The sequence below is a fragment of the Streptomyces sp. NPDC003379 genome, assembly GCF_053589195.1.
On sequence record NZ_JBSFRK010000009.1, the window covers coordinates 57,878 to 83,799 of the forward strand.

The window sequence follows — 25,922 nt, forward strand, 5'->3', positions numbered from 1 at the left end:
CTGTGCGTACGTCATCGGGGACGTCATCGTCGCAATGAGACGAACGTACGTGACCCGGCCACCATTCCCGTATTAGTACGACCGCAGACCCCTGCCTGTGGACAACCGACTCACCCGCCCCCGGCGACCTGGCAGCATGAAGGGGTGACATCAGCAACGCACTCCCCCCTCTTCCCGCAGGTCCCGGACTCGGCCGACGCGGTGCTCGCCGGGCTGGACCCCGAGCAGCGCGAGGTGGCCACCGCCCTGCACGGGCCGGTGTGCGTCCTCGCGGGCGCCGGCACGGGCAAGACACGGGCGATCACCCACCGGATCGCCTATGGGGTGCGCGCCGGAATCCTCCAGCCCGCCAGCGTGCTGGCCGTCACGTTCACCAACCGCGCCGCGGGCGAGATGCGCGGCCGCCTCCGCCAGCTCGGCGCCTCCGGCGTCCAGGCCCGCACCTTCCACTCCGCGGCCCTGCGCCAGCTCCAGTTCTTCTGGCCGAAAGCAGTCGGTGGATCCCTGCCCAGGATCGTGGACCGCAAGATCAAGCTCGTCGCGGACGCGGCCGCCGCCTGCCGCATCCGCCTGGACCGCAACGAACTGCGCGACCTGACCAGCGAGATCGAATGGTCCAAGGTCACCCAGACTGTCCCGGCGGACTACGCGGCGGCCGCCGCCAAATCCGGCCGTGACGTCCCCCGAGACCCCGCCGAGACGGCCCAGCTGTACGCGGCGTACGAGGACCTCAAGCGCGACCGCGCCGTCATCGACTTCGAGGACGTCCTGCTCCTCGCCGTCGGCATCCTCCAGGACCGGCACGACATCGCCGAGCAGGTCCGCACCCAGTACCAGCACTTCGTGGTCGACGAGTACCAGGACGTGAGCCCCCTCCAGCAGCGCCTCCTGGAGCTCTGGCTCGGTGACCGCGACAGCCTCTGCGTCGTCGGCGACGCCAGCCAGACCATCTACTCCTTCACCGGCGCGACGCCGGACCACCTGCTGAACTTCCGCGCCCGCCACCCGGGAGCGACGGTCGTCAAGCTGGTCCGCGACTACCGCTCCACCCCCCAGGTGGTCCACCTCGCCAACGGGCTGCTCTCCCAGGCCCGCGGCCGCGCCGCCGACCACCGCCTGGAGCTGATCTCCCAGCGCGAGTCCGGAGCGGAACCGATCTACACCGAGTACGTGGACGAGCCGACCGAGGCCGAAGGCGCCGCCCGCCGCATCCGGGCCCTCCTCGCCGACGGCGTCCCCGCCAGCGAGATCGCGGTCCTCTTCCGCACGAACTCCCAGTCGGAGATCTACGAACAGGCCCTCGCCGACGCGGGCGTGCCCTACCAGCTGCGCGGCGCCGAGCGGTTCTTCGAGCGCACCGAGGTCCGCGAAGCCGGCGCGGCCCTGCGCGGCGCCGCCCGCTTCGGGGGCAACGACGCACTCCTGGACGACGTGATCGACCTGCCCTCCCAGGTGCGGGCCGTGCTGTCGACCAAGGGCTGGACGAACCAGCCCCCGGCCGGCTCGGGCGCGGTCCGTGACCGCTGGGAGTCCCTGGCCGCGCTGGTGCGCCTCGCCGAGGACTTCGCGCGCGCCAAGCCCGAGGCGACCCTCGCCGACCTCGTGGCCGAGCTCGACGAGCGGGCGAACGCCCAGCACGCGCCCACCGTCGAGGGCGTCACGCTCGCCTCGCTCCACGCGGCCAAGGGCCTGGAGTGGGACGCCGTGTTCCTCGTCGGCCTCGCCGAGGGCATGATGCCGATCACCTACGCCAAGACCGACGAGCAGATCGAGGAGGAGCGCCGTCTCCTCTATGTGGGAGTGACCCGGGCCCGCGTCCACCTCTCGCTCTCCTGGGCCCTGTCCCGCTCGCCGGGCGGCCGTCCGAACCGCCGCCCCAGCCGGTTCCTCGACGGCCTGCGCCCGGGATCCGGCGCGGGCACCGCGGGCCGCGCCGCGGGTGGCGGCCCCGGCGGCGTCGAGCGCGGCACCGCCGGTGAGGCCACCGGCACGGCGGTCGGCCGCCGCCAGCGCAAGAACCGTGCCCCGGCCCGCTGCCGGGTCTGTGGCCGGACCCTCACCGAAGCGGGCGAGATGAAGCTGATGCGGTGCGAGGACTGCCCGTCCGACATGGACGAGGGTCTCTACGAGCGGTTGCGGGAGTGGCGATCCGACCAGGCGAGGCAGTTGGGACAGCCCGCGTACTGCGTCTTCACGGACAAGACCTTGATCGCCATCGCGGAGGCCGTGCCGGACGACGAGGGCGAGCTGGCGCGGATTCCCGGGGTCGGCGTCCGCAAGTTTCACCGCTTCGGCACCGAGGTCCTTGCCATTTGCGCTGGTCAGGAGCTTGTAAGGGGCGCCGATGACGAATGATTCAAACTCGTCGAAAAAATAGTTTGCGCATGCGCAAGGAAGACCCATAGGTTCTTAAGCACAGGAACAGCGGCTTCTCCGAAGCCCTGGTCCTGTGCTGTACTTGTCAGTCCGCAGGATCGGTTCCGGTCGATCCCCCAGACGCCGAGAGGAGGCGAATTCCAGTGATCAGCATCAACGAGAGCTTCATCAGCACCGTCAAAATGACCGATCGCTCGGTCGTCGCTTCCTGCCTGCTCGGCTTCTCGCACCAGGGCACCGGTCTGTCCGGCGGCACCCCCGCCATGCGTCCGCTGTCCGCCCTGCCTCTCGCCGGTCTCTCCATTCGCGAGGCCAATGAGGGCAATGAGCGACCGACCAAGGCACCGGAAGCAGCAGTAGCGGAGGCGCAGGCGCAGGCCTATGCCTCTGCGGCGGCCGGTGCCGGATTCCGGAAGCAGACGACGCAGCACCACACGATGTGGGCCTTCCGTGGGCTCGAACCCTGGAGTGATCCAGTCTGATCCTCGATCAGACAGGCGCCTTCCAGGGCCGCGGAACCCCACCCGGGATCCGCGGCCCTTCTGTTTTCCCCAAAACAGGGAGACAGGACGAAGGGGCCAAGAGCAAGACCCGGTACCAGCCGCCAACCGGCCGACCCAGGCCGGCACGACCAGACGAGGAAAACACCACCGTGCAACTCGAAGCGCACGCCCCGTCCGTACCGCCTTCACAGACGATCTCCCCGCCCACACCCACGGAGGACCCGACCTTGACCCCCCTGACCGCGCTCACCGCGCTCGACGACGCCATCGAGAACCTCGGCGTACCCGTCCCCTGCCGTGCCTACGACCCCGAGGTCTTCTTCGCGGAGTCCCCGGCCGACGTCGAGTACGCCAAGTCGCTCTGCCGCACCTGCCCGCTGATGGAGGCCTGCCTCGCCGGCGCCAAGGAGCGGCGTGAGCCGTGGGGTGTCTGGGGCGGCGAGCTGTTCGTCCAGGGTGTTGTCGTCGCCCGCAAGCGGCCCCGTGGCCGCCCGCGCAAGAACCCGGTCGTCGCATGAGGACCGCCGGAACCATCGACCGCCCCCTGACGCACGACCCCAAGAAACAGGCCCCGATGAAGGCAGCCACCAGCGAGCCCGCAGGCTCCGCTACCCGAGACTTCACCACCACCGGCGCGCACGCCTCGCGCCAGAACAGGACCCGAGAGATGCAACTCATCCCAGAAGCCATGGCTCGCGCGCATATGCGCGAACGACTGCGTGAGGCCGAGGCTCAACGCCCGGCCGCGCGCCTGATGGCGGCCCGCCGTATGCAGCGCCGCGCTGAGCGCGCCTCGCTGCGTGCCCGGCGCGCGCTCGCCATGGCGGTCATGCAGTAAAGCCGCGAACGCGGCTCGGCACGACGACAGAGATATGACGGGGGGCCGGTCCGAACGGACCGGCCCCCGCGGTGTGTCCGCTCACGCCTCCACTACCGCGTCACCCTCCTCCGCTTCCACCTCGTCCGTCTCAGCCTCAGTCTCCGCCACGAAGCCGGGCAGCCACTCCTCCAGCTCGGTCCGCATCCTGACCGTCGCGCCCAGCTGGCACAGCACCCCGATCGTGCTCAGCGTCACACGGTGTATCAGGAGATACGACGGCGGAAGGTTCAGCCGCTTGCCCAGCTGGTAGGCGGGGGAGCGAGGATCGGCCACACGAGCCGCCTGGCCGCGCATCCAGCCCCGGGTGAAGGTGAACTCCTCCACCAGCATCGGCTCGATGATCGGCAGGAGGTAGTCGAGCACCGCGTCCGGTTCGAGATCGACGGACTCCTTGACGAAGCCCTCCTCGCACAACATGTCGTAGACCGCGTCGGCCTCGCCGTCCAGCGTCATCCGCAGGGATGCGCCGATGGTCGGGGGGAGCCCGCCCGGCAGCCGGTCCACCGTGCCGAAGTCCAGGACACCGAGCCGCCAGCCGTCCTTCTCGTCGGGCAGCAGGCGGAAGTTGCCGGGGTGCGGGTCGGCGTGCAGCAGCCCCGTGCGCGCCGGACCAGAGAAGAGGAAACGGGCCAGAAGCTGGCCCGCCCGGTCGCGCTGCTCCTGGGTGCCGTCCGCGATCACCTCCGACAGGGGTGTCCCGTCGATCCACTCCGTGACCAGGACCTGGTCGCTCTGGTGCACCACCGCGGGCACCACCACGTCGGGGTCGTCGGCGAACTCGCGGGCGTGCGCGTCCTGTGCCTGCGCCTCCAGGCCGTAGTCGAGCTCCTCCGACACCCGGTCGCGCAGCTCCGTGATGAGCGGCTTGATGTCCATCCCGGGAATCAGCGGCCCCAGGAGGCGGGCGAACCGGCTGAGTTGGGTGAGGTCGGACAGCAGCGCCTCGCCCGCTCCCGGGTACTGCACCTTGACCGCGACCTCGCGCCCGTCCTCCCAGACCGCCCGGTGCACCTGGCCGATCGACGCCGCGGCCGCGGGCTTGTCCTCGAACTCCAGGAAATGGTCGCGCCAGTCCTCGCCGAGCCGCTCCGCGAGCACGGAGTGCACGGTGCTCGTCGGCATCGGCGGCGCCGCTTCCTGCAGCTTCGTCAGCGCCGCGCGATAGGGCCCCGCGACCTCCTCCGGCAGCGCCGACTCGAAGACGGACATGGCCTGCCCGAACTTCATCGCGCCGCCCTTGAGCTCGCCAAGGACCTTGAACAGCTGCTCCGCCGTGCGCTGTTGCAGCTCACGGCCGACGATCTCCGCCGACTTGCCCCCGATCCGCTTGCCGAGCCCCCAGGTCGCGCGTCCCGCGAAGCCGAGCGGCAGCGCGGCCAGTTTGGCGGTTCGGGTGACCGCCTTCCGGGGAAGATCAGACATGCGCCCCTCCAAGTCCCAGACAGCCACGCCTTCTCAGGCGGTTACCCGGCCATTGTTGCGTGCTGCTTCAAGTCCGTGGTGAGCCGATCCCCCTTAACGCGCGCACCAGCCCCGCAAGGGCAGCTGGGATGCGGCCAAACCGGACGCGCGTGCCAGTCGAATCCCGGGACGGACCCCTCCCAGCGGACACCCGCGCAGGACGACGACACCCCGTCGAGAAAGGCGAGCGCATGCCCCGCGACCAGCCCGGCGACCGATGTCGACAGGGCCAGGTCGCACGCGGGCACGTGCCGAGCGCGCCCCGAGCGCCACTGGGCCAGCATCCGGGCCCAGGTGGGATCGCGGTCCGCGCGCTGCCGGAAGAGACAGCCCGCGCATGCGGTCGACCCGGGCAGGATCAAGGGGCCCACCACGCCCGTCCCTTCGATCACCCCGGCGTAGAGATGGGGTGTGCCCGCTTCCAGGAGGCCCTGGGCGGCGACCGGGTCGGGGGCGTACGCGTCAAGGCCGTCCCGCGGGGCGATGATCACCAGGGACAGCCCTGCTTCTCCGGCCGGTGCCGAGGGCTGCCGGGGCGGCCGGTCGGGCGCCGACTGCCGCACGAGCCGGCGCGCGGTCGTGTCCCGCCGGTTCCCGATCGCCTCGGCCGGCAAGCCGCCCGGCGCGACGTCCCAAGGCTCCACATGACCACCGTCGAGGACGTCCACCCGACCCACGCCCGCGCCCGCGAGGACCGAGGCCACGACGGCCCCCACCCGCCCCGCACCCTGGACGCGCACGCGCATGACCCGGCGCGCCGCCAGCCTCTCGATCGCTTCTCCCGGCTCGGAGGAGAGAAGCGACAGCGAGGCCAGGTCGGCCCGCAGCCGGTCCATGGGCCCGCTCCGCTTGCGCAGCGCGTCCGCTGCCGGGCCGCCGCCCGTCGAGTCGTCGAGCAGGCCGGCCCGCGACAACTCCTCCATCAGCCGGTCCACATGCCCGTCGGGCAGGCCCATCCGCTTGGCCTCCTCGCGCAGGAGCGGCAACCCGCGAGTACCGTCCACCAGCGTCAGGAAGCTGCTCGTCGCGGTGTCCATCGGGCCGAGCACCAAGGCGTGTGCGGGAGCCACCCCGAACTGCACGGTGCTCAGGTCACGCCAGCCGCGCCGCAGCGCGGGCTTCACGGTCGGATGCATGGTCGTCCCCCGTCGTCCGGCCGGCGCGGTCCCGTCCGCCGCGCCGATCGAATGCCAGAATGCCCGCCCCGCCGAATGCCCGCGTCGCGTTGTCCACAGGCAGGGGATACTTGTCGTACTAATCCGCCCGCCCGTGCTGATGCACCGTCGTACTGGTCGAACGACCGGGCAGCGGATCGACGCCGAACCGTCCCGGAGGCGGGACTTCCCCCGCACCCAGCGGGTAACGTCGGGGCGTGCCCGCCGACCCGTCCTCTCGCGCCGCTGGGGAGACCTCAGCGCGTCGCGCCGGAACTCCGCAGCGCAGCACGACCAGTCCGCCGTCGTCCGGCGCGGTGGCCAGCGCGGTCGAGGTCAGACGCAGTGCCCGTCGGCGCAGAACGGTCTCGGCGTACCGCGAGGGCGACCGCACCGTCGTCCTCATCCCCGCCCGCATGTCCGAGGCGGAGGAGCAGCGCTGGGTCAATGTGATGCTCGACAAACTGGCGGCGCAGGAGAGCAAACGGCTACTCGGTGACGCGGAGCTGTCCGAGCGCGCCGAGCAGCTGTCCGAGCAGTACTTCGACGGCCGCGCCAGACCCGCCTCCGTTCGCTGGGTCACGAACCAGAACACCCGCTGGGGCTCCTGCACCCCGTCGGAGGGCAGCATCCGCCTTTCGCACCGACTGCAGGGCATGCCGGAGTACGTCGTGGACTACGTCCTCGTCCACGAGCTGGCCCACCTCCTGGTCCCCGGGCACGGGCCTCGTTTCTGGCGCCTCTTGGAGGCCTATCCGCGCACGGAGCGGGCCAGGGGCTACCTCGAAGGGGTGGTCGCGGCCGGTCGGCTGCCCCATCTTCCCGCCGCCCGCGAGGAGTGAACGTCCGCCCCGTCCCACGGTTGTGTAGCGGCTCTGTACCGGCTTGGCTCGCCGTCGGACTTTGCGGTTAGCCTGACGCGACGCATTCACATTCGGGATGGGGGACGGTCGTTACGTATGGCCAGGGAATTCCAACGCGGCCACAAGGCCAAGATCAGTGACCTCACCGCGGGGACCGATCTGTACGTAGGTGTGCAGATCGCGGCCCCCGGACTGAGCTTCGACATCAGCTGCTTCGGCCTGGACGCGAGCGAACGGCTCTCGGACGACCGCTACTTCATCTTCTTCAACCAGCCGAAGTCGCCCGAGGAGTCCATCCAGCTCCTCGGTGCCCAGGCGGGCGACACCGAGTCCTTCCGCGTCACGCTCGACCGCATCCCGCAGCAGATCCAGCGGCTGTCGTTCACGGCGACGATCGACGGCGCCGGACAGATGTCGCAGGTCGCCTCCGGATACATCCGTATCGTCGCGGGCGGCGAGGAAGTGGCCCGCTACGCCTTCAACGGCGCGGAGTTCTCCACGGAGCGCGCCGTCATGCTGGGCGACTTCTACCTGAAGGACGTCTGGCGGTTCGCCGCGATCGGCCAGGGCTTCGACGGCGGGCTCGACGCCCTCCTGAAGAACTTCGGCGGCGAGGTCGCCGAGGAGGAGCCCGCGCCCGCCAAGACGCAGGCCGCCGCGCCCTCCTTCGCGCCGCCCGCCCAGGCCTCGGCGCCGCCCGCGTTCGGCGCCCCCGCAGCCGCCGCTCCCGCTCCCACCCCGGCACCCGCCCCGGCCCCCGCGCAGCACTTCGCGCCGCCGCAAGGCGCCACCCCGCCGCCGGTACCCGCCCCCGCGGGTCCGCCGGTACACGCCGCGCAGACCATCGTGGCCCCGGTGAACCAGCCGCCGGGCGCCGCGATGCCGCCCCCGCCGGCCCCCACGCCGTACGGTCAGCCCGGCCAGCAGCCTCCGCAGCAGCCGCAGCAGCCGCAGCAGCCGCAGTACGGCCAGGTGCCGGGCCAGCAGCCTCAGGCCCCGCTGCCTCCCGGTTACGGCCAGCAGCCCGCCGCCCCGATGCCGCCCGGCTACGGCCAGCAGCCTCAGGGCGGGCAGTTCCCCGGCCGGCCCCAGGCGCCGCAGGGAGCCCCGCAAGGCGCCGCTCCCCAGGGCGCCGGTGTCGCCGCGGCTCTCCAGAAGTACCGCGAAGCGCCCACCGGCCAGCGCTGGACGCAGCAGAACGAGAAGCTGATCCGCGTCGACCTCGGCGTCGCCGACCAGCCGATCCTCGCCCGCCAGGGCAGCATGGTGCTCTACCAGGGCAAGGTCGAGTTCGGCTACAAGGGCGCGGGCTTCGCGGGACGCATCGTGGGCAACGCCACCGGCCAGGAGATGCAGCTGATGCGCTGCTCCGGCCGCGGCCAGGTCTTCCTCGCCGAGGAGGGCACCCACCTGCACCCCATCGAGCTCCAGGGCGACGCGATCTGTGTCTCCGCGGAGAACGTCCTCGCCTTTGACGAGTCCCTCCAGCACGAGGTGCGCAGGATCGAGGGCCACGGCATCCCCGGTGGCGCGCTCTTCGTCATGCAGTTCCAGGGCACCGGCACGGTCATCGTGAAGACCCACGGCGTGCCCGTCGTGCTGCCCGTCACGCCGACGACGTTCGCCGACTGTCATGCCGTAGTCGCCTGGTCGGCCGCCGCACAGGCGATCGTTTCCAGCCAGGTCCGGATGCGCAGCAACGCCTACGCGGGCTCCACGGGGGAGAGCGTGAACCTCCAGTTCCGCGGCGCGCCCGGCAATTTCATCGTCGTCCAGCCGTACGAGGTCTGAGGGAGCCCGTCATGAATCAGCAACTCGCGGGCTTCGCTCCCGCACCCGTAGCCACGCGCATGGAGAACCACGGCCACCACATGGTCAAGGTGGCCATGCAGACCGGCAACGACCTCTTCGCACGCGTGGGCTCGATGGTCGCCTACGAAGGGTTCGTACAGTACGAGCCGAATCCGCCCGCCGTCCGTCAGGTCGCGCGCGAGTGGATGACCGGCGAGGGCGCGCCCTTGATGAAGTGCTCCGGAGACGGCCTGCTCTACCTCGCCGACTACGGGGCGGACGTCGTCGTCATCAATCTGGCGGGCGATGCCCTCTCGGTGAACGGCACCAACCTGCTCGCCTTCGACGCGTCCCTCCAGTGGGGCGTCGAGCGGGTCAAGGGCCTCGCCAAGTTCGCCGGGCAGGGCCTGTGGAACATCAAGATCTCCGGCCAGGGCTGGGTCGCGCTGACCTCCCGGGGCACTCCCGTCGTCGTCGACTGCGGTCGTGGCGAGGACGAGACGTACGTGGATCCGGACGCCCTCATCGCCTGGTCGCCGAACCTCAAGGTGAAGGGCAAGCGCAGCTTCAAGGCCGGCTCCCTCATCGGGCGCGGCAGCGGCGAGGCCTACCAGATGGGCTTCTCCGGAGAGGGCATCGTCGTCGTACAGCCCAGCGAGGACAGCACCGACCGTCTCCGAGCACGGGGCTGAGGGGAAGCGACAACACCATGCAGAGCTCACTTTTCGCGCACGCCGAGCAGCAGACCCAGGAGCGCTACTCCGTCCAGAACCCGCAGCTGCTGCGGGTCGCCCTGGACGGGCACGACGACGTCCTGGCCCGCAAGGGCGCCATGGTCGCCTACCAGGGGCTGATCGAGTTCGACGCCGAGTACCAGAGCCAGGGCAACCAGCGTGCCCGCGCGCACACCGGTGAGGGTCTGGACCTGATGCGCTGCCACGGCCAGGGCACCGTCCATCTCGCCAACCTCGCCCAGTACATCCACGTAGTGGATGTGGACCAGGACGGCCTGACCGTGGACAGCAGCTACGTCCTCGCGATGGACTCGTCGCTGACCCACCAGGTCATCGCCGTGGACAGCCAGTACGGCATCTCCGGCTCCGGCAAGTACCAGCTCAACATCTCCGGGCGCGGCAAGGTCGCCCTGATGACGTCGGGCCAGCCGCTGATGCTGCAGGTCACACCCGACCGGTACGTCAACGCGGACGCGGACGCCATCGTCGCCTGGTCGAACGGCCTGCGGGTGCAGATGCAGGCCCAGACCCACTCCTCGGGCGTCTGGCGGCGCCGGGGCAACACCGGTGAGGGCTGGGAGCTCAGCTTCATGGGGCAGGGCTACGCGCTCGTCCAGCCCAGCGAGATGCTGCCGCCGCAGAACGCGGTGATCGGGCGGGGCGCCCAGGCGCAGCTCGGGGTGGGCCAGCAAGGTGCCCGGGGGCAGAACCAGGGCAACGTCTGGAGTTGAGCGCTCCGGTGGGCTGCTGGACGCGGGGAACTGCGGGCCGGATGTGGCTGGTCGCGCCGTTCCCCGCGCCCCTTCGGGGCGCGCGCCCCGAAGGGCGCTCTACAGGCGCGCCCTCGCCGCCTCCATCAGGCGTACGACCGACTCGTCGGCTACGTCCGGCACCTCGTCGTAGGCGAACCAGCGCAGGTCCAGTGACTCGTCGCTGATCGCCTCGACGGCGTCCTCGGGGGCGAGCGCGGCGTACTGCACGTCCAGATGCCACGTGCACGGCCCCGGGATCGGGTGCCGGTCCAGGCGGACGGGGCCGCCTGGAAGCAGCGTCAGACCCGGCACGCCGGACTCCTCGGTGGCCTCACGGAGCGCGGCTCCGGCCAGCGACGCGTCGCCCGGCTCGCAGTGGCCGCCCATCTGGAGCCACATCCGCAGCTTCTTGTGCAGGGTCAGCAGCACCCGGCCGCGGGAGGGGTCGACGACCAAGGCGCTCGCCGTCACATGGCCCGCGGTGCAGGCCTTCCACATGCCGTCCTCACCGTGTGTGGACAGGTGGTCCAAGTAGAGCTGGCGCAGCTCGGCCTGGTCCTCGTACCCCTTCAGTACGAGGACCGTGTCGTCGTAGAGGCTCACTTACCGCCGTCCTCCGGGGACTGGTCGTCGCCCTCGTCCTTCGTGAGGTCCGGCTTCGTGGAGGAGCCGCCGCCCGCCGCCTCGCCGAGCATCTTGTCCAGCTCGGAGAAGTCCATCTGCTCGCGGTGGACGAAGCCGTCCGGGTCGTCCAGGTCGGACGCCGTCGGCAGCATGTCCGGGTGCTCCCACAGGCCGTCGCGGCCGTCGACACCGCGCGCGTCCGTGAGGGAGGCCCACAGGCGCGAGGCGTCCCGCAGGCGGCGCGGGCGCAGCTCCAGGCCGATCAGCGTGGCGAACGTCTGCTCCGCGGGGCCGCCCGACGCGCGGCGGCGGCGCAGCGTCTCCCGGAGGGCGTCGGCGGACGACAGGCGGGGCTTGGCCGCGGCGTGCACCACGGCGTCCACCCAGCCCTCGACGAGCGCGAGAGCCGTCTCCAGGCGGGCCAGGGCGGCCTTCTGGGCGGGGGTGTCCTCCGGCTGGAACATGCCCTGCTGGAGGGCCTCCTGCAGCTGCTCGGGGTTCTGCGGGTCGAGCTGGCCGACGACGTCCTCCAGCTTGGCCGTGTCGACCTTGATCCCGCGGGCGTACCCCTCGACGGCGCCGAACAGATGCGAGCGCAGCCACGGCACATGGGCGAAGAGCCGCTGGTGGGCGGCCTCGCGCAGCGCCAGATAGAGGCGCACCTCGTCCTTGTCGACGCCCAGGTCCTTGCCGAAGGTCTCGATGTTCACCGGGAGCAGCGCGGCCTTGCCGGAGGGGCCCAGCGGCAGGCCGATGTCCGTGGAGCCGACGACCTCGCCGGCGAGCACGCCCACGGCCTGCCCGATCTGCTGGCCGAACATGGCGCCCCCCATGGAGCGCATCATGCCGATCAGCGGGCCCGCCATGGCCTGCATCTCCTCGGGGAGCACGTCGCCCATGGCGAGGCCCACGCGCTCGGCGACCGGGTCGACGAGCTCCTTCCACACCGGAAGGGTCGCCTCGACCCACTCGGCGCGGCTCCACGCCACGGCCGTGCCGGACCCGGACGGCAGCGACGTCGCGTCGTCCAGCCACAGGTCGGCCAGGCGCACGGCCTCCTCGACGGCGGAGCGCTCGGCGGGACCGACGCTGGCGTCCTTGGTGCCGTCCGCCGTGCCCTGGGACACGGTCTGGCGGGCGATGTCCTTGGCCATGTCCCAGTTCACCGGGCCGCCCTCGTACGAGAGCATCTGGCCGAGCTGCTGGAACGCGGCACCCAGGTCGTTCGGGTTCATCGAACCGAACATCGCGGCGAACGGGTTGTCACCGCCGCCGGGGCCGCCTGCTCCGGGGAAGCCCCCGAAACCGAACGGGTTCGCGGGGCCACCGGCGCCCTGTCCCCCGCGCTGTCCCTCTCCAGGGGATTCCTTCTTCTTGCCCTCGTCGCCGTCTTCCGGCTCCTCCGGCGGAAGGCCGAATCCGAATGGGGTGTCACTCACGGGATTCCTCGGCTCGTCAGGCCGCCGGTATCGTTCCGGCGGCGGCTGCCCTACAACACCACCCAGCGTAGACACCATGACGGGATCGGGCCTCGGTGCTTCGCCGACAGATGGCCTGCGGCAGGATGGATGCCACCTGGTACGTACGCGTCATTCGCGTACGTACTGAAGACAACCGCTGGAGACGCCCGGTGAGTTCCCCAGATCCACAGGTTCGCGCAGCGCGAAACCCGTCAACCCCGGCGCCCGCCCGTGGGCCCGTAGTCGCCGTCACCGGCGCCGCCTCCGGCGTGGGCGCGCTGCTGACCGAGCGCCTTGCCGCTTCGGAGGAGATCAAGCAGGTCATCGCCATCGACGAGCGCCGGGGCGACTGCTCGCAGGTCCAGTGGCACATTCTGGACGTGCGGGACCCGGCGATCGCCGAGAAGCTGCGTGGCGCGGACGTCGTGGTGCACCTGGCGCTCGATCTCGACCTGGAGACCGACGGCGCCGCCCGCACCGCGTACAACGTACGCGGCACCCAGACCGTCCTGACCGCCGCGGCCGCCGCGGGCGTGCACCGCGTGGTCCTGTGCACCTCGGCGATGGTCTACGGAGCCCTGCCCGAGAACGAACTGCCCCTCTCCGAAGACGCCGAACTGCGCGCGACCGCCGAGGCCACCGGCGTCGGCGACCTCCTGGAGGTCGAGCGGCTCGCCCGCAGGGCACCCCGCGCGCACCCGGGCCTCAACGTCACCGTCGTACGGCCCGCGACCCTCGTGGGCGGCACGGACACGGCCCTCACCCGCTACTTCGAGTCGCCGCGCCTCCTGGTCGTGGCGGGCTCCCGGCCCGCCTGGCAGTTCTGTCACGTCGAGGACCTGTGCAGCGCCCTGGAGTACGCCGTCCTGGAGAAGGTCGACGGTGAGCTCGCCGTCGGCTGCGAGGGCTGGCTGGAGCAGGAGGAGGTCGAGGAGCTCAGCGGCATCCGCCGCATGGAGCTGCCGTCGGCGGTCGCGCTCGGCGCCGCAGCCCGCCTGCACCGCATCGGCCTCACCCCGTCCCCGGCCGGCGACCTCGCGTACACGATGTATCCCTGGGTGGTCAGCGTCAGCCGGCTGCACGACGCCGGGTGGCGGCCGCGGTGGACCAACGAAGAGGTGCTCGCGGAGCTGCTCGAAGAGGTCTCCGGGCGGCGGACCGTGGCCGGACGGCGCCTGGGCCGCAAGGACGCGACGGCGGCGGGGGCCGCGGGGGCGACGGTCGCGCTGCTCGGCGCGGCGGCCGTGGTGCGCAGGGCGCGGAAGGCGCGGCGGCGGATCTGAGCCTCGCGGCCGTCGCTCTGTAGGGAACTCCAAGGCGCCACGCGCGCGTGCCGGGCGAAAGGTCTATTCCGTGATGTCCGTGCCGTGCGGCACCATGGCCGTATGGCACGCACCACGATGGACCATCCCGGCGAGCAGGCCGCTCAGGACCCGATCCGCCTCCTCGCGATCCGCGACACCCCGCTCTCCCTGGACGAGGTCTTCCGGGCCGTCGGCGACGACTCGGCGGGCGGCACGGCGCTCTTCGTGGGGACGGTGCGCAACCACGACGGCGGCGCGGACGTCGACGAGCTGGGCTATTCGACGCATCCCACCGCCGAGGCCGAGATGCGGCGGGTGGCCGAGAGGGTCGCCGCCGAGTATCCGGTGCGCGCCCTGGCCGCCGTGCACCGCGTCGGTGACCTCGCGGTCGGCGACCTCGCGGTGGTCGTGGCCGTCTCCTGCCCGCACCGCGCCGAGGCCTTCGACGCCTGCCGCAAGCTCATCGACGACCTCAAGCACGAGGTGCCGATCTGGAAGCACCAGCGGTTCTCCGACGGCAAGGAGGAGTGGGTCGGCGCCTGTTGAGGCGAGGGGCGGCTCGGGCCCGATTGACCCATGCGGCTCCGGTTGCGGAACCCGACCCCTGCCGTGAGCGTTGACCATGCGGATGGTTAATCTGCTGACCAGTCAGTTGCGGTCGCACATGGGGTCGGGAGGTCGACATGGCATCACTTGCCTGGTTGCTGATTCCGCTTCTGGCGGCCGTCGGGGCGGGCCTGTGGGGCGGCTGGGCCGCCCGCAACCGCAGATCGGGCCGGACCGGCGACGCCCTGGAACTCAACGGCTACGCCGCCTTCCGCGAGGCGATGGAGAAGTCCCGCTCCCGTATGTGACGCCCTCGTACGGACCGGCCCCACAGGTGCGCTGACAGGCCCGTCCCGTACTGTCGTTCCATGCCACGCCGCACTGCGACGATGCTCGCCTCCACCCTGATGCTGATCGCGCTGCTCTGCGCCGGAGTGCTCATCAAAGTGCCCTACTCGGAGATGTCCCCGGGCCCCACGGTGAACACTCTCGGCGACCACGACGGCGAGCCGGTGCTGCAGATCTCCGGGCACAAGACGTACCCCACGACCGGCAACCTCAACATGACGACGGTCAGGGTCACCAGCGCGGACTACAACATGAACCTCGCGGAGGCCGTCTACAGCTGGCTGTCCCACGACAACATCGTGGTGCCGCACGACACGCTCTACCCGGACGGCAAAACCGAACAGCAGTCCTCCCAGGAGAACGCCGAGGAGTTCAGCCAGTCCCAGGAGAGCGCCAAGGTCGCGGCCCTCAGGGAGCTGGACCTTCCAGTGAAGTCCCAGGTCATCGTCTCCACCGTCATCAAGGGCGACCCTGCCGAGGGCAAGCTGCACGCGGGTGACGTCATCAAGGAGGTCGACGGCACGCCCGTCAAGGAGATGACGGACGTCGCCAAGCTCGTCACCGAGCACAAGCCCGGCGAGAGCGTCACGTTCACCGTGGTCCCGGTCAAGGAGGCGGCCACCGCCGAGAAGGCGGGCAAGGAGGCGACCAGGACCGAGGAGATCAAGATCACGACGGAGAAGGCGGAGGACAGCGACCGCGCCATCGTCGGCATCCAGGCGGGAACCGACCACACCTTCCCGTTCACGATCGACATCAAGCTGGCCGACGTGGGCGGCCCCAGCGCCGGGCTGATGTTCGCGCTCGGCATCGTCGACAAGCTGACCCCCGACGACCTCACCGGTGGCGAGTTCGTGGCCGGCACCGGCACCATCGACGAGAAGGGCAAGGTCGGCCCGATCGGCGGCATCGAGATGAAGACCGTCGGCGCGCGCGAGAAGGGCGCCGAGTACTTCCTGACGCCGAAGGCCAACTGCGCGGCGGCCGCGAGCGACGTCCCCGACGGCCTCACCCTGGTCAAGGTGGACACCATCGACGACGCCGTGAAGTCGCTGAAGAAGATCCGCGAGGGCGACACCGACGCCCTGCCGAGCTGCACCGCGAAGTAGCGGCTCGTCCGGAGGACAGCCGTACGCGGACGGGGACACCCCCGGCGCCCCCACCCGCGTACGAGCGACAGCGGGGGCTACGCGAACGTCGCCGCCAGCGCGTCCGCCAGGCCCGGCACCAGGTCGGAGCCGGTGAGGACCTCGGTCGGCGAGTCCTTCTCGCGCAGCCGCAGCGCCGACTCGCGGGCGCCGTCACGGAGCACCGCGACGGTCATGCGGACCTCCTGGCGGTCGGGGTGCTTCTCCACCCACTTCGCCAGCTGGGCCTCGCTGAGGCCCTCGGGGACGGACGTCTCGGCGGACGGCGGCAGCATCAGGCGCTCCACCGTGAGGGCGCAGCCGATCACCGCGTCCGGCCAGGCGATGGTGCCGAGGAACTCGTCCAGCGGCTTGTCGGCGGGGATCTCCTCCTGCTCGATGGGGGTGAAACCGGCGTGCTCCACGCCGTCGTCGAGGCCGAGCTGAGAGGCCAGGCCGGGTTCTTGAGTGCGCAGCCGCGCCGTGTCGACGAGTGCGAAGAGGCGGGCGGGACGGTCCCAGCCGAGGCCGGATACGTACTCGTCGATTTCGAGCACGGCCCGGGTGAGGGGGCTCGCTGCCATGGGAGTGTTGGACATGGTCACAATCCTGCCTCGTTAGTCCCGAGAATCGGGAACCGAGTAAAGCGTGAGTAAGTTGCATAGGTGTGGGTCCGCGATCTCGGGGGCCTGACGGACCAACACCGAATCAACAGCGAACTTCGAGGTGCGCACCTTGGCTTTCCAGATGCCGGACCGCGGCGGAGGCCCGACGGGGCCACGGATCAGAGTGGGCCGACCCTCCCGTCGCGTCCGGACCCTGCTTATGACGTTGGGCGTGTTGGCCGTGCTGGCCATGGCCTTCGTCATGTTCTCCGGGTTCTGGACGGACTGGCTGTGGTACCGCTCGGTCAACTACTCATCGGTCTTCACGACGACCCTGTGGACCAAGATCGGTCTGTTCTTCGTCTTCGGCCTCCTCATGGCGGCCGCGGTCGGGGTGAACATCTGGCTGGCGCACCGGCTGCGCCCGCCGCTGAGCGCCATGTCGATGGAGCAGCAGAGCCTCGACCGCTACCGCATGGGCATCGCCCCGTACAAGAAGTGGCTGCTGATCGGGATCACCGCCCTGGTGGGCCTGATCGCGGGCGCGTCCGCGGCGGGGCAGTGGCGCACGTGGCTCCTGTGGGTCAACGGCGTGCCCTTCGGCCAGAAGGACCCGCAGTTCCACATGGACGTGGCGTTCTTCGCGTTCGACCTGCCCTGGTACCGCTTCCTGCTGGGCTTCGGCTTCGCGGCCGCGGTGCTCTCGCTGGTGGCCGCCGCCCTGACGCACTACCTGTACGGCGGGCTGCGGATCACCAGCCCGGGCGCGCGCGCGACCGCGGCGGCGACCGGCCACCTGTCGGTGCTGCTCGGCGTCTTCGTCTCGCTCAAGGCCATCGCGTACTGGCTCGACCGGTACGGCCTCGCGGTGAAGTCCAGTGACTTCAAGGCGACGGGCAACTGGACGGGTTTGAGGTACGTCGACGCGAACGCGTACCTGCCGGCGAAGACGATCCTGTTCTGCATCGCCGTCATCTGTGCCGTGCTCTTCTTCGCGACGCTGTGGCGGCGCACCTGGCAGCTGCCCGTCATCGGCTTCGGCCTGATGGTGCTCTCGGCGATCCTCATCGGCGGGCTCTACCCCGCGATCGTCCAGAAGTTCCAGGTCCAGCCGAACGAGCAGGCCAAGGAAGCGCCGTACATCGAGAAGAACATCGAGGCCACCCGGCACGCGTACGGCATCAGCGGTGTGAAGCCGAAGGACTACAGGGGCGCGGGCAAGGTCGACGAGGACCGCCAGAAGAAGCGTGAGGACGCGGACACGGCGGCCAACTACCGGCTGAACGACCCGAACATCGTCTCGCCCACGTTCCAGCAGCTGGAGCAGGAGCGCAGCTACTACCAGTTCCCGAAGACGCTGGACGTGGACCGCTACAACGGCCAGGACACCATCGTCGGCCTGCGCGAGCTCAACGTGAACAAGCTCGACAAGCGGAACTGGATCAACGACCACTTCGCGTACACCCACGGCTACGGCGTCGTCGCCGCCAAGGGCACGGAGACCGAGAAGGGCTCCAAGGGCGCCCCGGCGTTCACCGAGTCCGGTCTGCCCACCACGGGTGACATGAAGGAGTACGAGCAGCGGATCTACTACGGCGAGAAGACGTCGCAGTACTCGATCGTGGGCGGGCCCCAGAAGGAGCTCGACTACGAAGAGGACGGCGGCGGCCAGAAGACCTACAGCTACAAGGGCAACAGCGGGGTCAACCTCTCCAACCCGATCAACCGCGCCGCGTACGCGGTGTCCTTCGGAGAGCCGCAGATCCTGTACTCGGGCGCGATCGGCGAGGGCTCGCGGATTCTCTACAACCGCACCCCCAAGGAGCGCGTCGAGGCGGTGGCCCCCTGGCTGACCATCGACGGTGACGTCTATCCGACGGTGGTCGACGGCCGCATCCAGTGGGTGGTCGACGCCTACACGACCACGAACGGCTATCCGTACGCCTCGCGCACCACGCTCGGTGACACCACGGCCGACTCCTTGTCGGAGGCGGACAGCCAGCGCACGGTGATCGCGCAGCAGAACCAGGTCAACTACATCCGTAACTCGGTGAAGGCGACCGTCGACGCGTACACCGGAGACGTCAAGCTCTACACGTGGGACGAGAAGGACCCGGTCCTGAAGACCTGGAAGAAGGCGTTCCCGGGCACCGTCAAGGACAAGAGCGAGATTCCGCCGGCGCTGACGGACCACCTGCGCTACCCGCAGGACATGTTCAAGGTGCAGCGCGAACTCCTGACGCTCTACCACGTCACGGACCCGGGCCAGTTCTACAACGCGAGTGACGCCTGGCAGGTGCCGAACGACCCGACGAAGAAGGACGACAGTGCGGTCCCGCCGTACTACCTGTCCATGAAGGCGCCGGGCCAGGATCAGCAGCAGTTCGCGCTGACGACGACGTTCACCCCGAGTGAGCGGCCCAACCTACGGGCCTTCATGACGGTCGACGCCGATGCCAGAAGCAAGAACTACGGCAAGATGAGCCTGCTCAGAGTGACGGGCGACGTCGACGGCCCTGAACAGGTGCAGAACAAGCTGAACTCCATGAAGGAGGTCGGCACCTTCGTCCGCGACATGAAGGGCGCCGACTCCGACGTCCTGTACGGCAATCTGCTGACCGTGCCGCTGGACGACGGCTTCCTCTACGTCGAACCCGTCTATGTACAGGGCCGCAAGTCGGCGTATCCGCTGCTGAAGAAGGTGGCCGTGTCGTACGGCACGGAGACGGTCTTCGCGGACACCCTGAGCGAGGGCCTCAACCAGGTCTTCGGCGCCGGCGCGGGCACCAAGCCGCCGGCCGACGATCCGGACCAGGACGGGGACGAGCCGACCAAGCCGCCCAAGTCGAACGACCCGACGGTCCAGGCCGCGCTCGACGACGCCCAGAAGGCGTTCGAGGACGGCGAGAGGGCCATGAAGGAAGGCGACTGGAAGAAGTACGGCGAGGCGCAGGACCGCCTCCAGGAGGCGCTGGAGCGCGCCGAGGAGGCGTCGGCCAAGGCAGCGGACAAGAACGCCGACAAGAACGCCGACAAGGGCGCGGACAAGAGCACCGACAAGGACGCGGACAGCGGCACCGACAAGAACGCCGACAAGGACGCGGACAAGAACGCCGACAAGAACGCTGATGACGGCGCCGACAAGAGTGGCGATCAGGCAGCGGGCAGCGGCGGCTGAGCAGCTGGTCAAGGAGCCACCTCGCGCCGTGGTACGGTTTGAACACAACGGCGCGGGGTGGAGCAGCTCGGTAGCTCGCTGGGCTCATAACCCAGAGGTCGCAGGTTCAAATCCTGTCCCCGCTACTGCAAGGTGAAGGCCCGGATCCTTACGGATCCGGGCCTTCGTCGTGTGCCGTGACGCCTGTCGTGTGCGGGTGTCCTATGCCAAGACATGCGAACGGTGCGCCGCCGGGGGAGAGTTGGGGGATCTGTGTTTCACTTATCTCTCTGTGGGCATGTCGACAAAACGCTGAAGTGACCTCACTGGCTGCGGTATACCAGGTGTACCCAGGTTGCAGGTGGTGCGACGATGGACGTTATGGGGGACAAGGCAACTCTGTTGGAAACGGGGCGGTTTGTGCAGCCGGCCGACCGGGAGGATCCCGGGGCGGCCGCCGAGGAATTGCGCCATCGGCTGGCCGCCGAGGCCGGGGACGTCGACGCGATGAGCGTCCTGGGAAGCCTTCTGCTGCGCCGCGGTGATCTGGACGGGGCCGAATCCATGCTGCGCGCGGCGACCGCTGAGGGCGACCGCGCCGCCGCGAACAACCTCGGCGTCCTCCTCCACCAGCGGGGATACGCCGACGAGGCGGCCGGCTGGTGGCGGGTCGCCGCCGTCGCCGGGTCCGCCGCGGCCGCGCACGCGCTCGGCCGCCACCACCGCGAGCGGGGCGACGAGCCCGCCGCCGAGTACTGGCTGCGGCAGTCCGCCGAGCAGGGCCACACCCTCGGGGCGTACGCGCTCGCGGACCTCCTTGAGCACCGCGGGGACGTCGGCTCCGAGCGCTGGATGCGGGTCGCCGCCGAGCGCGGCCACCGCGAGGCCGCGTACCGCCTGGCCCGCGCGCTCGACCGGCGGGCCGCGGCGGAGCGCGGCGAGCCCGCCGAGCGCGGGGAGGGCCCCGTGCGCGCCGAGCGCGGGCAGGGCCTCGCGCGCGCCGGGCGCGGTGACGGTGCGGGCGTACGGAGTCCCGCGGGCGAGGCCGAGCAGTGGTACCGCCAGGCCGCCGCGCGCGGCCACCGCAGGGCCGCGCTGCACCTCGGCGCGATCCTGGAGCACCGCGGGGACCTGAAGGAGGCCGGGCGCTGGTACCTCAACTCCGCCAAGGACGGCGAGTCCAGGGCTGCCTGCGCGCTCGGCTTCCTGCTGCGGGACGCGGGCGACGAGGAGAGCGCCGCCGTGTGGTGGCTCAAGGCCGCGCAGGACGGCGACGGCAACGCCGCGAACGCGCTGGGCGCGCTGCACGCCGAGCGCGGCGAGACCCAGACCGCCGAGCGCTGGTACCGCGCCGCGATGGACGCGGGCGATGTGAACGGCGCGTACAACCTCGGGCTGCTCTGCGCCGAGCAGGGCAGGACCGCGCAGGCCGACCAGTGGTACCGCCGCGCCGCGTACGCCGGGCACCGCGAGGCCGCCAACGCGCTGGCCGTGCTGCTGCTCCAGGGCGGCGACGCGGCCGGCGCCGAGCCGTGGTTCTCCAAGGCGGCCGAGGCGGGCAGCGTCGACGCCGCGTTCAACCTGGGGATCCTCTTCGCGAGCCGCGGCGACGAGGCCTCCGCCCTGCGCTGGTACGAGCGCGCGGCGGCCGCCGGGCACACCGACGCGGCCCTCCAGGTCGGCACCGCGCGGCTGCGCGAGGGCGACGAGCAGGAGGCCGAGCGGCATCTGCGGTGCGCGGCCGGAGGCGGCAGCGCGGAGGCGGCGTACCGGCTCGGGACGTTGCTCGACGCGCGCCGCCCCGCCGCGGCGCCGCCCGCCCTCGGCGAGCCCGCGGCGGAGAAGACCGAGTGCGAGGAGTGGTACGAGCGCGCCGCCGAGCAGGGCCACCGGCGGGCCCAGGTCCGGGTCGGCATGCTGGCCGCGGGGCGGGGCGACGTCGTCGAGGCCGCGCGGTGGTACCGCAAGGCCGCGGAGGCGGGCAGCCGCAACGGCGCGTTCAACCTCGGGCTGCTGCTCGCCCGCGAGGGGAGCGAGCCCGAGGCCGCGCTCTGGTGGACGCGGGCCGCCGACGCGGGGCACGGCCGGGCGGCGCTCCGGCTCGCCCTGCTCTACGCCCGGCGCGGGCAGCTGGCGCAGGGGCAGCGGTGGGCTTCGCGGGCGGTCGAGCTCGGTCCCGCGGAGGTCGCGGAGCGGGCCGGCCGGCTGCGCGAGGCGCTGCGGCAGGAGCTGTCCGCGTAGGTGTGGTGCCCCGCACGGTCGTCCCGGCACGGTCGTCCCGGCACGGTCGCGTCGGCGTGATCGCCCCGGCCGGAGCGCCCGCCGGGGAACGGATTTGCGCTGGTCGGAGCCCTGACGTACTGTTGAGTTTACCGACGCGGGGTGGAGCAGCTCGGTAGCTCGCTGGGCTCATAACCCAGAGGTCGCAGGTTCAAATCCTGTCCCCGCTACTGAAGGCCGAAGGCCCGGAACCCAATGGGTTCCGGGCCTTCGGTGTATGCACGGCGTACGCCCTTCGGCGCACGCGCGAAGAAGGGGTGGCGGCACGCCGAAGGGCCCCGCGCCTTTCGACGCCGGGCCCTTCAGGAACGTACGGAAAAACTACGCCGTGGCGCAGTCCGGGCAGACCCCTCGGTACGTGACCTCCACGCCCTCGACCGTGAAGCCGAAGCGCTCCGAGTCGGGGAGGCTGGTCAGGGGGTTGCCCGTGGGGTGGACGTCCCTGATGGCGCCGCAGCGGGCGCAGACCAGGTGGTGGTGGGGGCGGTGGGCGTTCGGGTCGTACCGCTTCGCGCGGCGGTCCGTCGAGACCTCAAGCACCTCGCCGAGGGTCACCAGCTCGCCCAGGGTGTTGTAGACCGTCGCCCGGGAGATCTCCGGCAGCTTGTCGGTGGCGCGGGCGTGCACCTCGTCGGCCGTGAGGTGGACGTGTTCCCCGTCGAGCACCTCGGCCACGACGCGCCGCTGCGCTGTCATGCGCCAGCCGCGTCCGCGCAGTCGTTCCAACAGGTCACTCATGAGAACCAGCCTAACAGGCGGGGGACCAAGTCCCGAACGGGTGTGACTTTGGATGTTCACTTGACTTAGACAAAGTCTATCGTAGGATCAATTACGACATTGGCCGAGGGACAGGACCCGCAGGCTTGATTACGCAGGAGGCGCACGTGACGCAGGGACCGCTCACCACGGAGGCCGGCGCGCCGGTCGCCGACAACCAGAACAGTGAGACCGCGGGCGCCGGCGGACCCGTCCTGGTCCAGGACCAGCTGCTGCTGGAGAAGCTCGCCCACTTCAACCGCGAGCGGATCCCGGAGCGCATCGTGCACGCCCGCGGCGCGGGTGCGTACGGCACCTTCACGCTGACCCGCGACGTCTCGCAGTGGACGCGGGCGAAGTTCCTCTCCGAGGTCGGCAAGGAGACGGAGACGTTCCTCCGCTTCTCCACCGTGGCCGGCAACCTCGGTGCCGCCGACGCGGTGCGCGACCCGCGCGGCTGGGCGCTGAAGTTCTACACCGAAGAGGGCAACTACGACCTCGTCGGCAACAACACCCCGGTCTTCTTCATCAGGGACGCCATCAAGTTCCCCGACTTCATCCACACCCAGAAGCGGGACCCCTACACGGGCTCGCAGGAGGCGGACAACGTCTGGGACTTCTGGGGGCTCAGCCCCGAGAGCACCCACCAGGTGACCTGGCTCTTCGGTGACCGCGGCATCCCGGCCTCGTACCGCCACATGGACGGCTTCGGCTCGCACACGTTCCAGTGGAACAACGAGGCCGGCGAGGTCTTCTGGGTCAAGTACCACTTCAAGACCGACCAGGGCATCAAGAACCTCACCCAGGCCGAGGCCAACAAGCTCGCCGGTGAGGACCCCGACTCCCACCAGCGCGACCTGCGCGAGGCCATCGAGCGCGGTGACTTCCCGACCTGGTCCGTGCAGGTGCAGATCATGCCGGCGGACGAGGCGGCGAACTACCGCTTCAACCCGTTCGACCTGACCAAGGTGTGGCCGCACGCGGACTACCCGCCGATCGAGATCGGCAAGCTGGAGCTCAACCGCAACCCGGAGAACGTCTTCGCCGAGGTCGAGCAGGCCATCTTCAGCCCCGCCCACTTCGTGCCGGGCATCGGTCCCTCCCCGGACAAGATGCTCCAGGGCCGCCTCTTCGCGTACGGCGACGCGCACCGCTACCGCGTCGGCATCAACGCCGACCACCTGCCGGTGAACCGCCCGCACGCCACCGAGGCGCGCACCCACTCCCGTGACGGCTTCCTGTACGACGGCCGCCACAAGGGCGCGAAGAACTACGAGCCGAACAGCTTCGGCGGCCCCTTCCAGACGGACCGGCCGCTGTGGCAGTCCGTCCCCCTCACGGGCGGCACGGGCAGCCACGAGGCGGTCCGGCACGCCGAGGACACCGACTTCGTGCAGGCGGGCAACCTCTACCGCCTGATGTCCGAGGACGAGAAGGACCGCCTGATCGAGAACCTGTCGGGCTTCATCGCGAAGGTCTCGCGCGATGACATCGCCGAGCGCGCGATCAACAACTTCCGCCAGGCGGACGGCGACTTCGGCAAGCGGCTGGAGGCCGCGGTCCAGGCCCTGCGCGGCTGACCAGTACCTCTTGTCGAAGAGTGACGGCGGGCCGGACTCCCTCGGGGGTCCGGTCCGCCGCCGTTCTCTCAGACCGCCAGCTGGGGCGCCGCGCGCCGGGCGGGCGCCCAGCAGCGGACGATGTCGCGGACCGAGACGATGCCCGTGGGCTCGTTCGCTTCCATGACGATCAGATGCCGGAAGCCGCCGTGCGCCATGGCGTCCGCCGCTTCGTCCAGGGTCCACGCCGGGGTGGCGAAGACGACGTCGGTCGTGGTGTGCGTACCGGCGATCTCTGTGTCCGGACTCTGGCCGAGGGCCACGGAGTTGAGGACGTCACGTTCGGTCAGGATCCCGAGCCCGTAGGTGTCGGGGTCCAGGACGACGGCGGCGCCGACACGGCGCTCGGACATCAGCCTGGCCGCCTGGCGCAGGGTGTGGGTGGGGCCGATGGTCAGGACCACCGTGCTCATGGCGTCGCGGACGAGCATGGGCGTGAGCCACCTCCTTGGTGGATCCGAGGTCTCCCGGTGGGCGAAGGATTGCCTCCGCTACCTGCTTGGAGAATGGATTCACAAGTTCACAAGTGGGGGGACTCCCAGAGTCGCAGCCGGACCGGGGGTCAACAAGAGGGCGTACGTCGTCAGTTCAGGGCATGCGATACGAACGTTCGCGCCACCGGCGGACGTATCTCCGACGCTCGGATCAGCAGGGCTCCGGGTCAGTACCGCTGATTCAGGTACCCCAGCAGCTCGTCGTGGAGCAGGCCGTTCGACGCCGCCGCGTTGCCGCTGTGCGGGCCCGGCCTGCCGTCGAGGCCGGTGAAGTTGCCGCCCGCCTCCGTGACCACGATCGCGGTCGCCGCCATGTCCCAGAGCGACAGCTCGGGCTCCGCGCAGATGTCGACCGCGCCCTCGGCCACCATCATGTACGGCCAGAAGTCGCCGTAGCCGCGCGTGCGCCACACCGCCCGGGTGAGGTCCATGAACCCGTCGAGGCGGCCCTGCTCCTCCCAGCCGGTGAGCGAGGAGTACGCGAGGGAGGCGTCCGAGAGCCGCGAGACCTCCGAGACGCGCAGCCGGCTCGCCGAGGTGAGGCTGCGCCCCGTGTAGGCGCCGCCGCCCTTCGCCGCCCACCAGCGGCGGCCGAGCGCGGGCGCGGAGACGACGCCGACCACCGGCTGGTAGCCGCCCTCGCCCGCCTCCATCAGGGAGATCAGCGTGGCCCAGACCGGGACACCGCGTACGTAGTTCTTCGTGCCGTCGATCGGGTCGATCACCCAGCGGCGCGGGCCCGTGCCCTCGATGCCGTACTCCTCGCCGAGGATCGCGTCGCGCGGCCTGGCGCGCTGCAGCTGGGAGCGGATCAGCTCCTCGGCCGCCTTGTCGGCCTCGCTCACCGGCGTCATGTCCGGCTTGGTCTCGACCTTGAGGTCGAGAGCCTTGAACCGGTCCATGGTCTGGGCGTCGGCGGCGTCCGCGAGGACGTGGGCGAGACGCAGATCATCGTGGTAGTCGGGCATGGGTGAACAGTATCGATCTCGATCGGCGCGAGCCACAACGCCCGACCGGGCCCGGTATGCGCGGGCTCGCGCCGGAGCTATTGACAGTGCCTCCCAGCGCGTCAACTCTGGCAGCCGGAG

At 70.6% G+C, this 25,922-nt stretch carries 23 protein-coding genes and 2 tRNA genes; 17 read left to right on the top strand and 8 right to left on the bottom strand.

All coding sequences use genetic code 11. The annotated features are described in order from the left end of the window. The first annotated feature begins 63 nt into the window (after positions 1-63). The 4 genes from ACWDVB_RS10760 to ACWDVB_RS10775 all read left to right on the top strand — a co-directional run bounded on the left by ACWDVB_RS10760 (position 64) and on the right by ACWDVB_RS10775 (position 3,717). Positions 64-2,355 carry an ATP-dependent DNA helicase UvrD2 gene (locus ACWDVB_RS10760; RefSeq protein ID WP_451512906.1) on the top strand — a complete coding sequence of 764 codons (2,292 nt, stop codon included), beginning with the start codon at positions 64-66 and terminating at the stop codon, positions 2,353-2,355. 164 nt (positions 2,356-2,519) lie between these two features. Continuing rightward, positions 2,520-2,858: a hypothetical protein gene (locus tag ACWDVB_RS10765; RefSeq protein ID WP_451512672.1), complete on the top strand. Its 339-nt coding sequence runs from the start codon at positions 2,520-2,522 to the stop codon at positions 2,856-2,858. Positions 2,859-3,028: 170 nt separating this feature from the next. Continuing rightward, positions 3,029-3,397, top strand: a complete 369-nt coding sequence (locus ACWDVB_RS10770; protein WP_451512673.1) for a WhiB family transcriptional regulator — start codon at positions 3,029-3,031, stop codon at positions 3,395-3,397. After that, on the top strand, positions 3,394-3,717 hold the full coding sequence (locus ACWDVB_RS10775) for a hypothetical protein (RefSeq protein ID WP_451512674.1): 324 nt from the start codon (positions 3,394-3,396) through the stop codon (positions 3,715-3,717). The genes ACWDVB_RS10770 and ACWDVB_RS10775 overlap by 4 nt, the downstream gene beginning before the upstream one ends. Positions 3,718-3,798: 81 nt before the next feature. Here ACWDVB_RS10775 and ACWDVB_RS10780 read toward each other — a convergent pair whose 3' ends face one another. Beyond that, positions 3,799-5,181, bottom strand: a complete 1,383-nt coding sequence (locus ACWDVB_RS10780; RefSeq protein ID WP_451512675.1) for an ABC1 kinase family protein — start codon at positions 5,179-5,181, stop codon at positions 3,799-3,801. 41 nt (positions 5,182-5,222) lie between these two features. After that, complete coding sequence (locus ACWDVB_RS10785) at positions 5,223-6,356, bottom strand: ThiF family adenylyltransferase (RefSeq protein WP_451512676.1); 1,134 nt, start codon at positions 6,354-6,356, stop codon at positions 5,223-5,225. Between the two features lie 236 nt (positions 6,357-6,592). Here ACWDVB_RS10785 and ACWDVB_RS10790 point away from each other — a divergent pair, with 236 nt between their 5' ends. From ACWDVB_RS10790 to ACWDVB_RS10805, 4 genes are all read left to right on the top strand, one after another. After that, positions 6,593-7,216 (top strand): M48 metallopeptidase family protein, encoded by a 624-nt coding sequence (locus ACWDVB_RS10790; protein ID WP_451512677.1) that lies wholly within the window; start codon positions 6,593-6,595, stop codon positions 7,214-7,216. Positions 7,217-7,333: 117 nt separating this feature from the next. Further along, positions 7,334-9,028: a TerD family protein gene (locus tag ACWDVB_RS10795; RefSeq protein ID WP_451512678.1), complete on the top strand. Its 1,695-nt coding sequence runs from the start codon at positions 7,334-7,336 to the stop codon at positions 9,026-9,028. A gap of 11 nt (positions 9,029-9,039) precedes the next feature. Then, positions 9,040-9,720: an AIM24 family protein gene (locus ACWDVB_RS10800; protein ID WP_451512679.1), complete on the top strand. Its 681-nt coding sequence runs from the start codon at positions 9,040-9,042 to the stop codon at positions 9,718-9,720. A gap of 17 nt (positions 9,721-9,737) precedes the next feature. Beyond that, positions 9,738-10,493, top strand: a complete 756-nt coding sequence (locus ACWDVB_RS10805; protein WP_451512680.1) for an AIM24 family protein — start codon at positions 9,738-9,740, stop codon at positions 10,491-10,493. 99 nt (positions 10,494-10,592) lie between these two features. Here the strand turns inward: ACWDVB_RS10805 and ACWDVB_RS10810 are convergent, their stop codons facing one another. Then, positions 10,593-11,117, bottom strand: coding sequence for an NUDIX hydrolase (locus ACWDVB_RS10810; protein WP_451512681.1), 525 nt, complete (start codon positions 11,115-11,117; stop codon positions 10,593-10,595). Then, positions 11,114-12,577, bottom strand: coding sequence for a zinc-dependent metalloprotease (locus ACWDVB_RS10815; protein ID WP_451512682.1), 1,464 nt, complete (start codon positions 12,575-12,577; stop codon positions 11,114-11,116). The genes ACWDVB_RS10810 and ACWDVB_RS10815 overlap by 4 nt, the downstream gene beginning before the upstream one ends. A 191-nt stretch (positions 12,578-12,768) precedes the next feature. Between ACWDVB_RS10815 and ACWDVB_RS10820 the strand changes: the two genes are divergently transcribed. The 4 genes from ACWDVB_RS10820 to ACWDVB_RS10835 all read left to right on the top strand — a co-directional run bounded on the left by ACWDVB_RS10820 (position 12,769) and on the right by ACWDVB_RS10835 (position 15,905). Continuing rightward, positions 12,769-13,881 (top strand): SDR family oxidoreductase, encoded by a 1,113-nt coding sequence (locus ACWDVB_RS10820; protein ID WP_451512683.1) that lies wholly within the window; start codon positions 12,769-12,771, stop codon positions 13,879-13,881. Positions 13,882-13,983: 102 nt separating this feature from the next. After that, positions 13,984-14,448, top strand: a complete 465-nt coding sequence (locus ACWDVB_RS10825; protein WP_451512684.1) for a molybdenum cofactor biosynthesis protein MoaE — start codon at positions 13,984-13,986, stop codon at positions 14,446-14,448. Positions 14,449-14,585: 137 nt separating this feature from the next. Beyond that, positions 14,586-14,756 (top strand): hypothetical protein, encoded by a 171-nt coding sequence (locus ACWDVB_RS10830; protein ID WP_451512685.1) that lies wholly within the window; start codon positions 14,586-14,588, stop codon positions 14,754-14,756. 60 nt (positions 14,757-14,816) lie between these two features. After that, a complete protein-coding gene (locus ACWDVB_RS10835) occupies positions 14,817-15,905 on the top strand; it encodes a YlbL family protein (protein ID WP_451512686.1) in 1,089 nt (362 codons plus the stop codon). Positions 15,906-15,982: 77 nt separating this feature from the next. Here the strand turns inward: ACWDVB_RS10835 and ACWDVB_RS10840 are convergent, their stop codons facing one another. Further along, positions 15,983-16,522, bottom strand: a complete 540-nt coding sequence (locus ACWDVB_RS10840; protein WP_451512687.1) for a PPA1309 family protein — start codon at positions 16,520-16,522, stop codon at positions 15,983-15,985. Positions 16,523-16,670: 148 nt separating this feature from the next. Here ACWDVB_RS10840 and ACWDVB_RS10845 point away from each other — a divergent pair, with 148 nt between their 5' ends. The 4 genes from ACWDVB_RS10845 to ACWDVB_RS10860 all read left to right on the top strand — a co-directional run bounded on the left by ACWDVB_RS10845 (position 16,671) and on the right by ACWDVB_RS10860 (position 22,135). Then, a complete protein-coding gene (locus tag ACWDVB_RS10845) occupies positions 16,671-19,706 on the top strand; it encodes a UPF0182 family protein (protein WP_451512907.1) in 3,036 nt (1,011 codons plus the stop codon). A gap of 51 nt (positions 19,707-19,757) precedes the next feature. Further along, positions 19,758-19,831, top strand: a tRNA-Met gene (locus ACWDVB_RS10850). Between the two features lie 226 nt (positions 19,832-20,057). Further along, positions 20,058-21,926 (top strand): sel1 repeat family protein, encoded by a 1,869-nt coding sequence (locus tag ACWDVB_RS10855; RefSeq protein ID WP_451512688.1) that lies wholly within the window; start codon positions 20,058-20,060, stop codon positions 21,924-21,926. Between the two features lie 135 nt (positions 21,927-22,061). Then, positions 22,062-22,135: transfer RNA gene (locus tag ACWDVB_RS10860), tRNA-Met, on the top strand. A gap of 151 nt (positions 22,136-22,286) precedes the next feature. Here the strand turns inward: ACWDVB_RS10860 and ACWDVB_RS10865 are convergent. After that, the gene (locus ACWDVB_RS10865; RefSeq protein WP_451512689.1) at positions 22,287-22,703 is read right to left on the bottom strand and encodes a Fur family transcriptional regulator; all 417 of its coding nucleotides are present in this window, start codon (positions 22,701-22,703) and stop codon (positions 22,287-22,289) included. Positions 22,704-22,831: 128 nt separating this feature from the next. On the opposite strand from ACWDVB_RS10865, the gene ACWDVB_RS10870 reads away from it, so the two are divergent. After that, positions 22,832-24,301, top strand: coding sequence for a catalase (locus ACWDVB_RS10870; RefSeq protein WP_451512908.1), 1,470 nt, complete (start codon positions 22,832-22,834; stop codon positions 24,299-24,301). Between the two features lie 68 nt (positions 24,302-24,369). On the opposite strand, the gene ACWDVB_RS10875 is transcribed toward ACWDVB_RS10870, so the two are convergent. Both ACWDVB_RS10875 and hisN read right to left on the bottom strand, forming a co-directional pair. Beyond that, complete coding sequence (locus ACWDVB_RS10875; RefSeq protein ID WP_451512690.1) at positions 24,370-24,771, bottom strand: CBS domain-containing protein; 402 nt, start codon at positions 24,769-24,771, stop codon at positions 24,370-24,372. A 230-nt stretch (positions 24,772-25,001) separates the two neighbouring features. Then, the gene (hisN, locus tag ACWDVB_RS10880; protein WP_451512691.1) at positions 25,002-25,802 is read right to left on the bottom strand and encodes a histidinol-phosphatase; all 801 of its coding nucleotides are present in this window, start codon (positions 25,800-25,802) and stop codon (positions 25,002-25,004) included. Between the last annotated feature and the right edge of the window lie 120 nt (positions 25,803-25,922).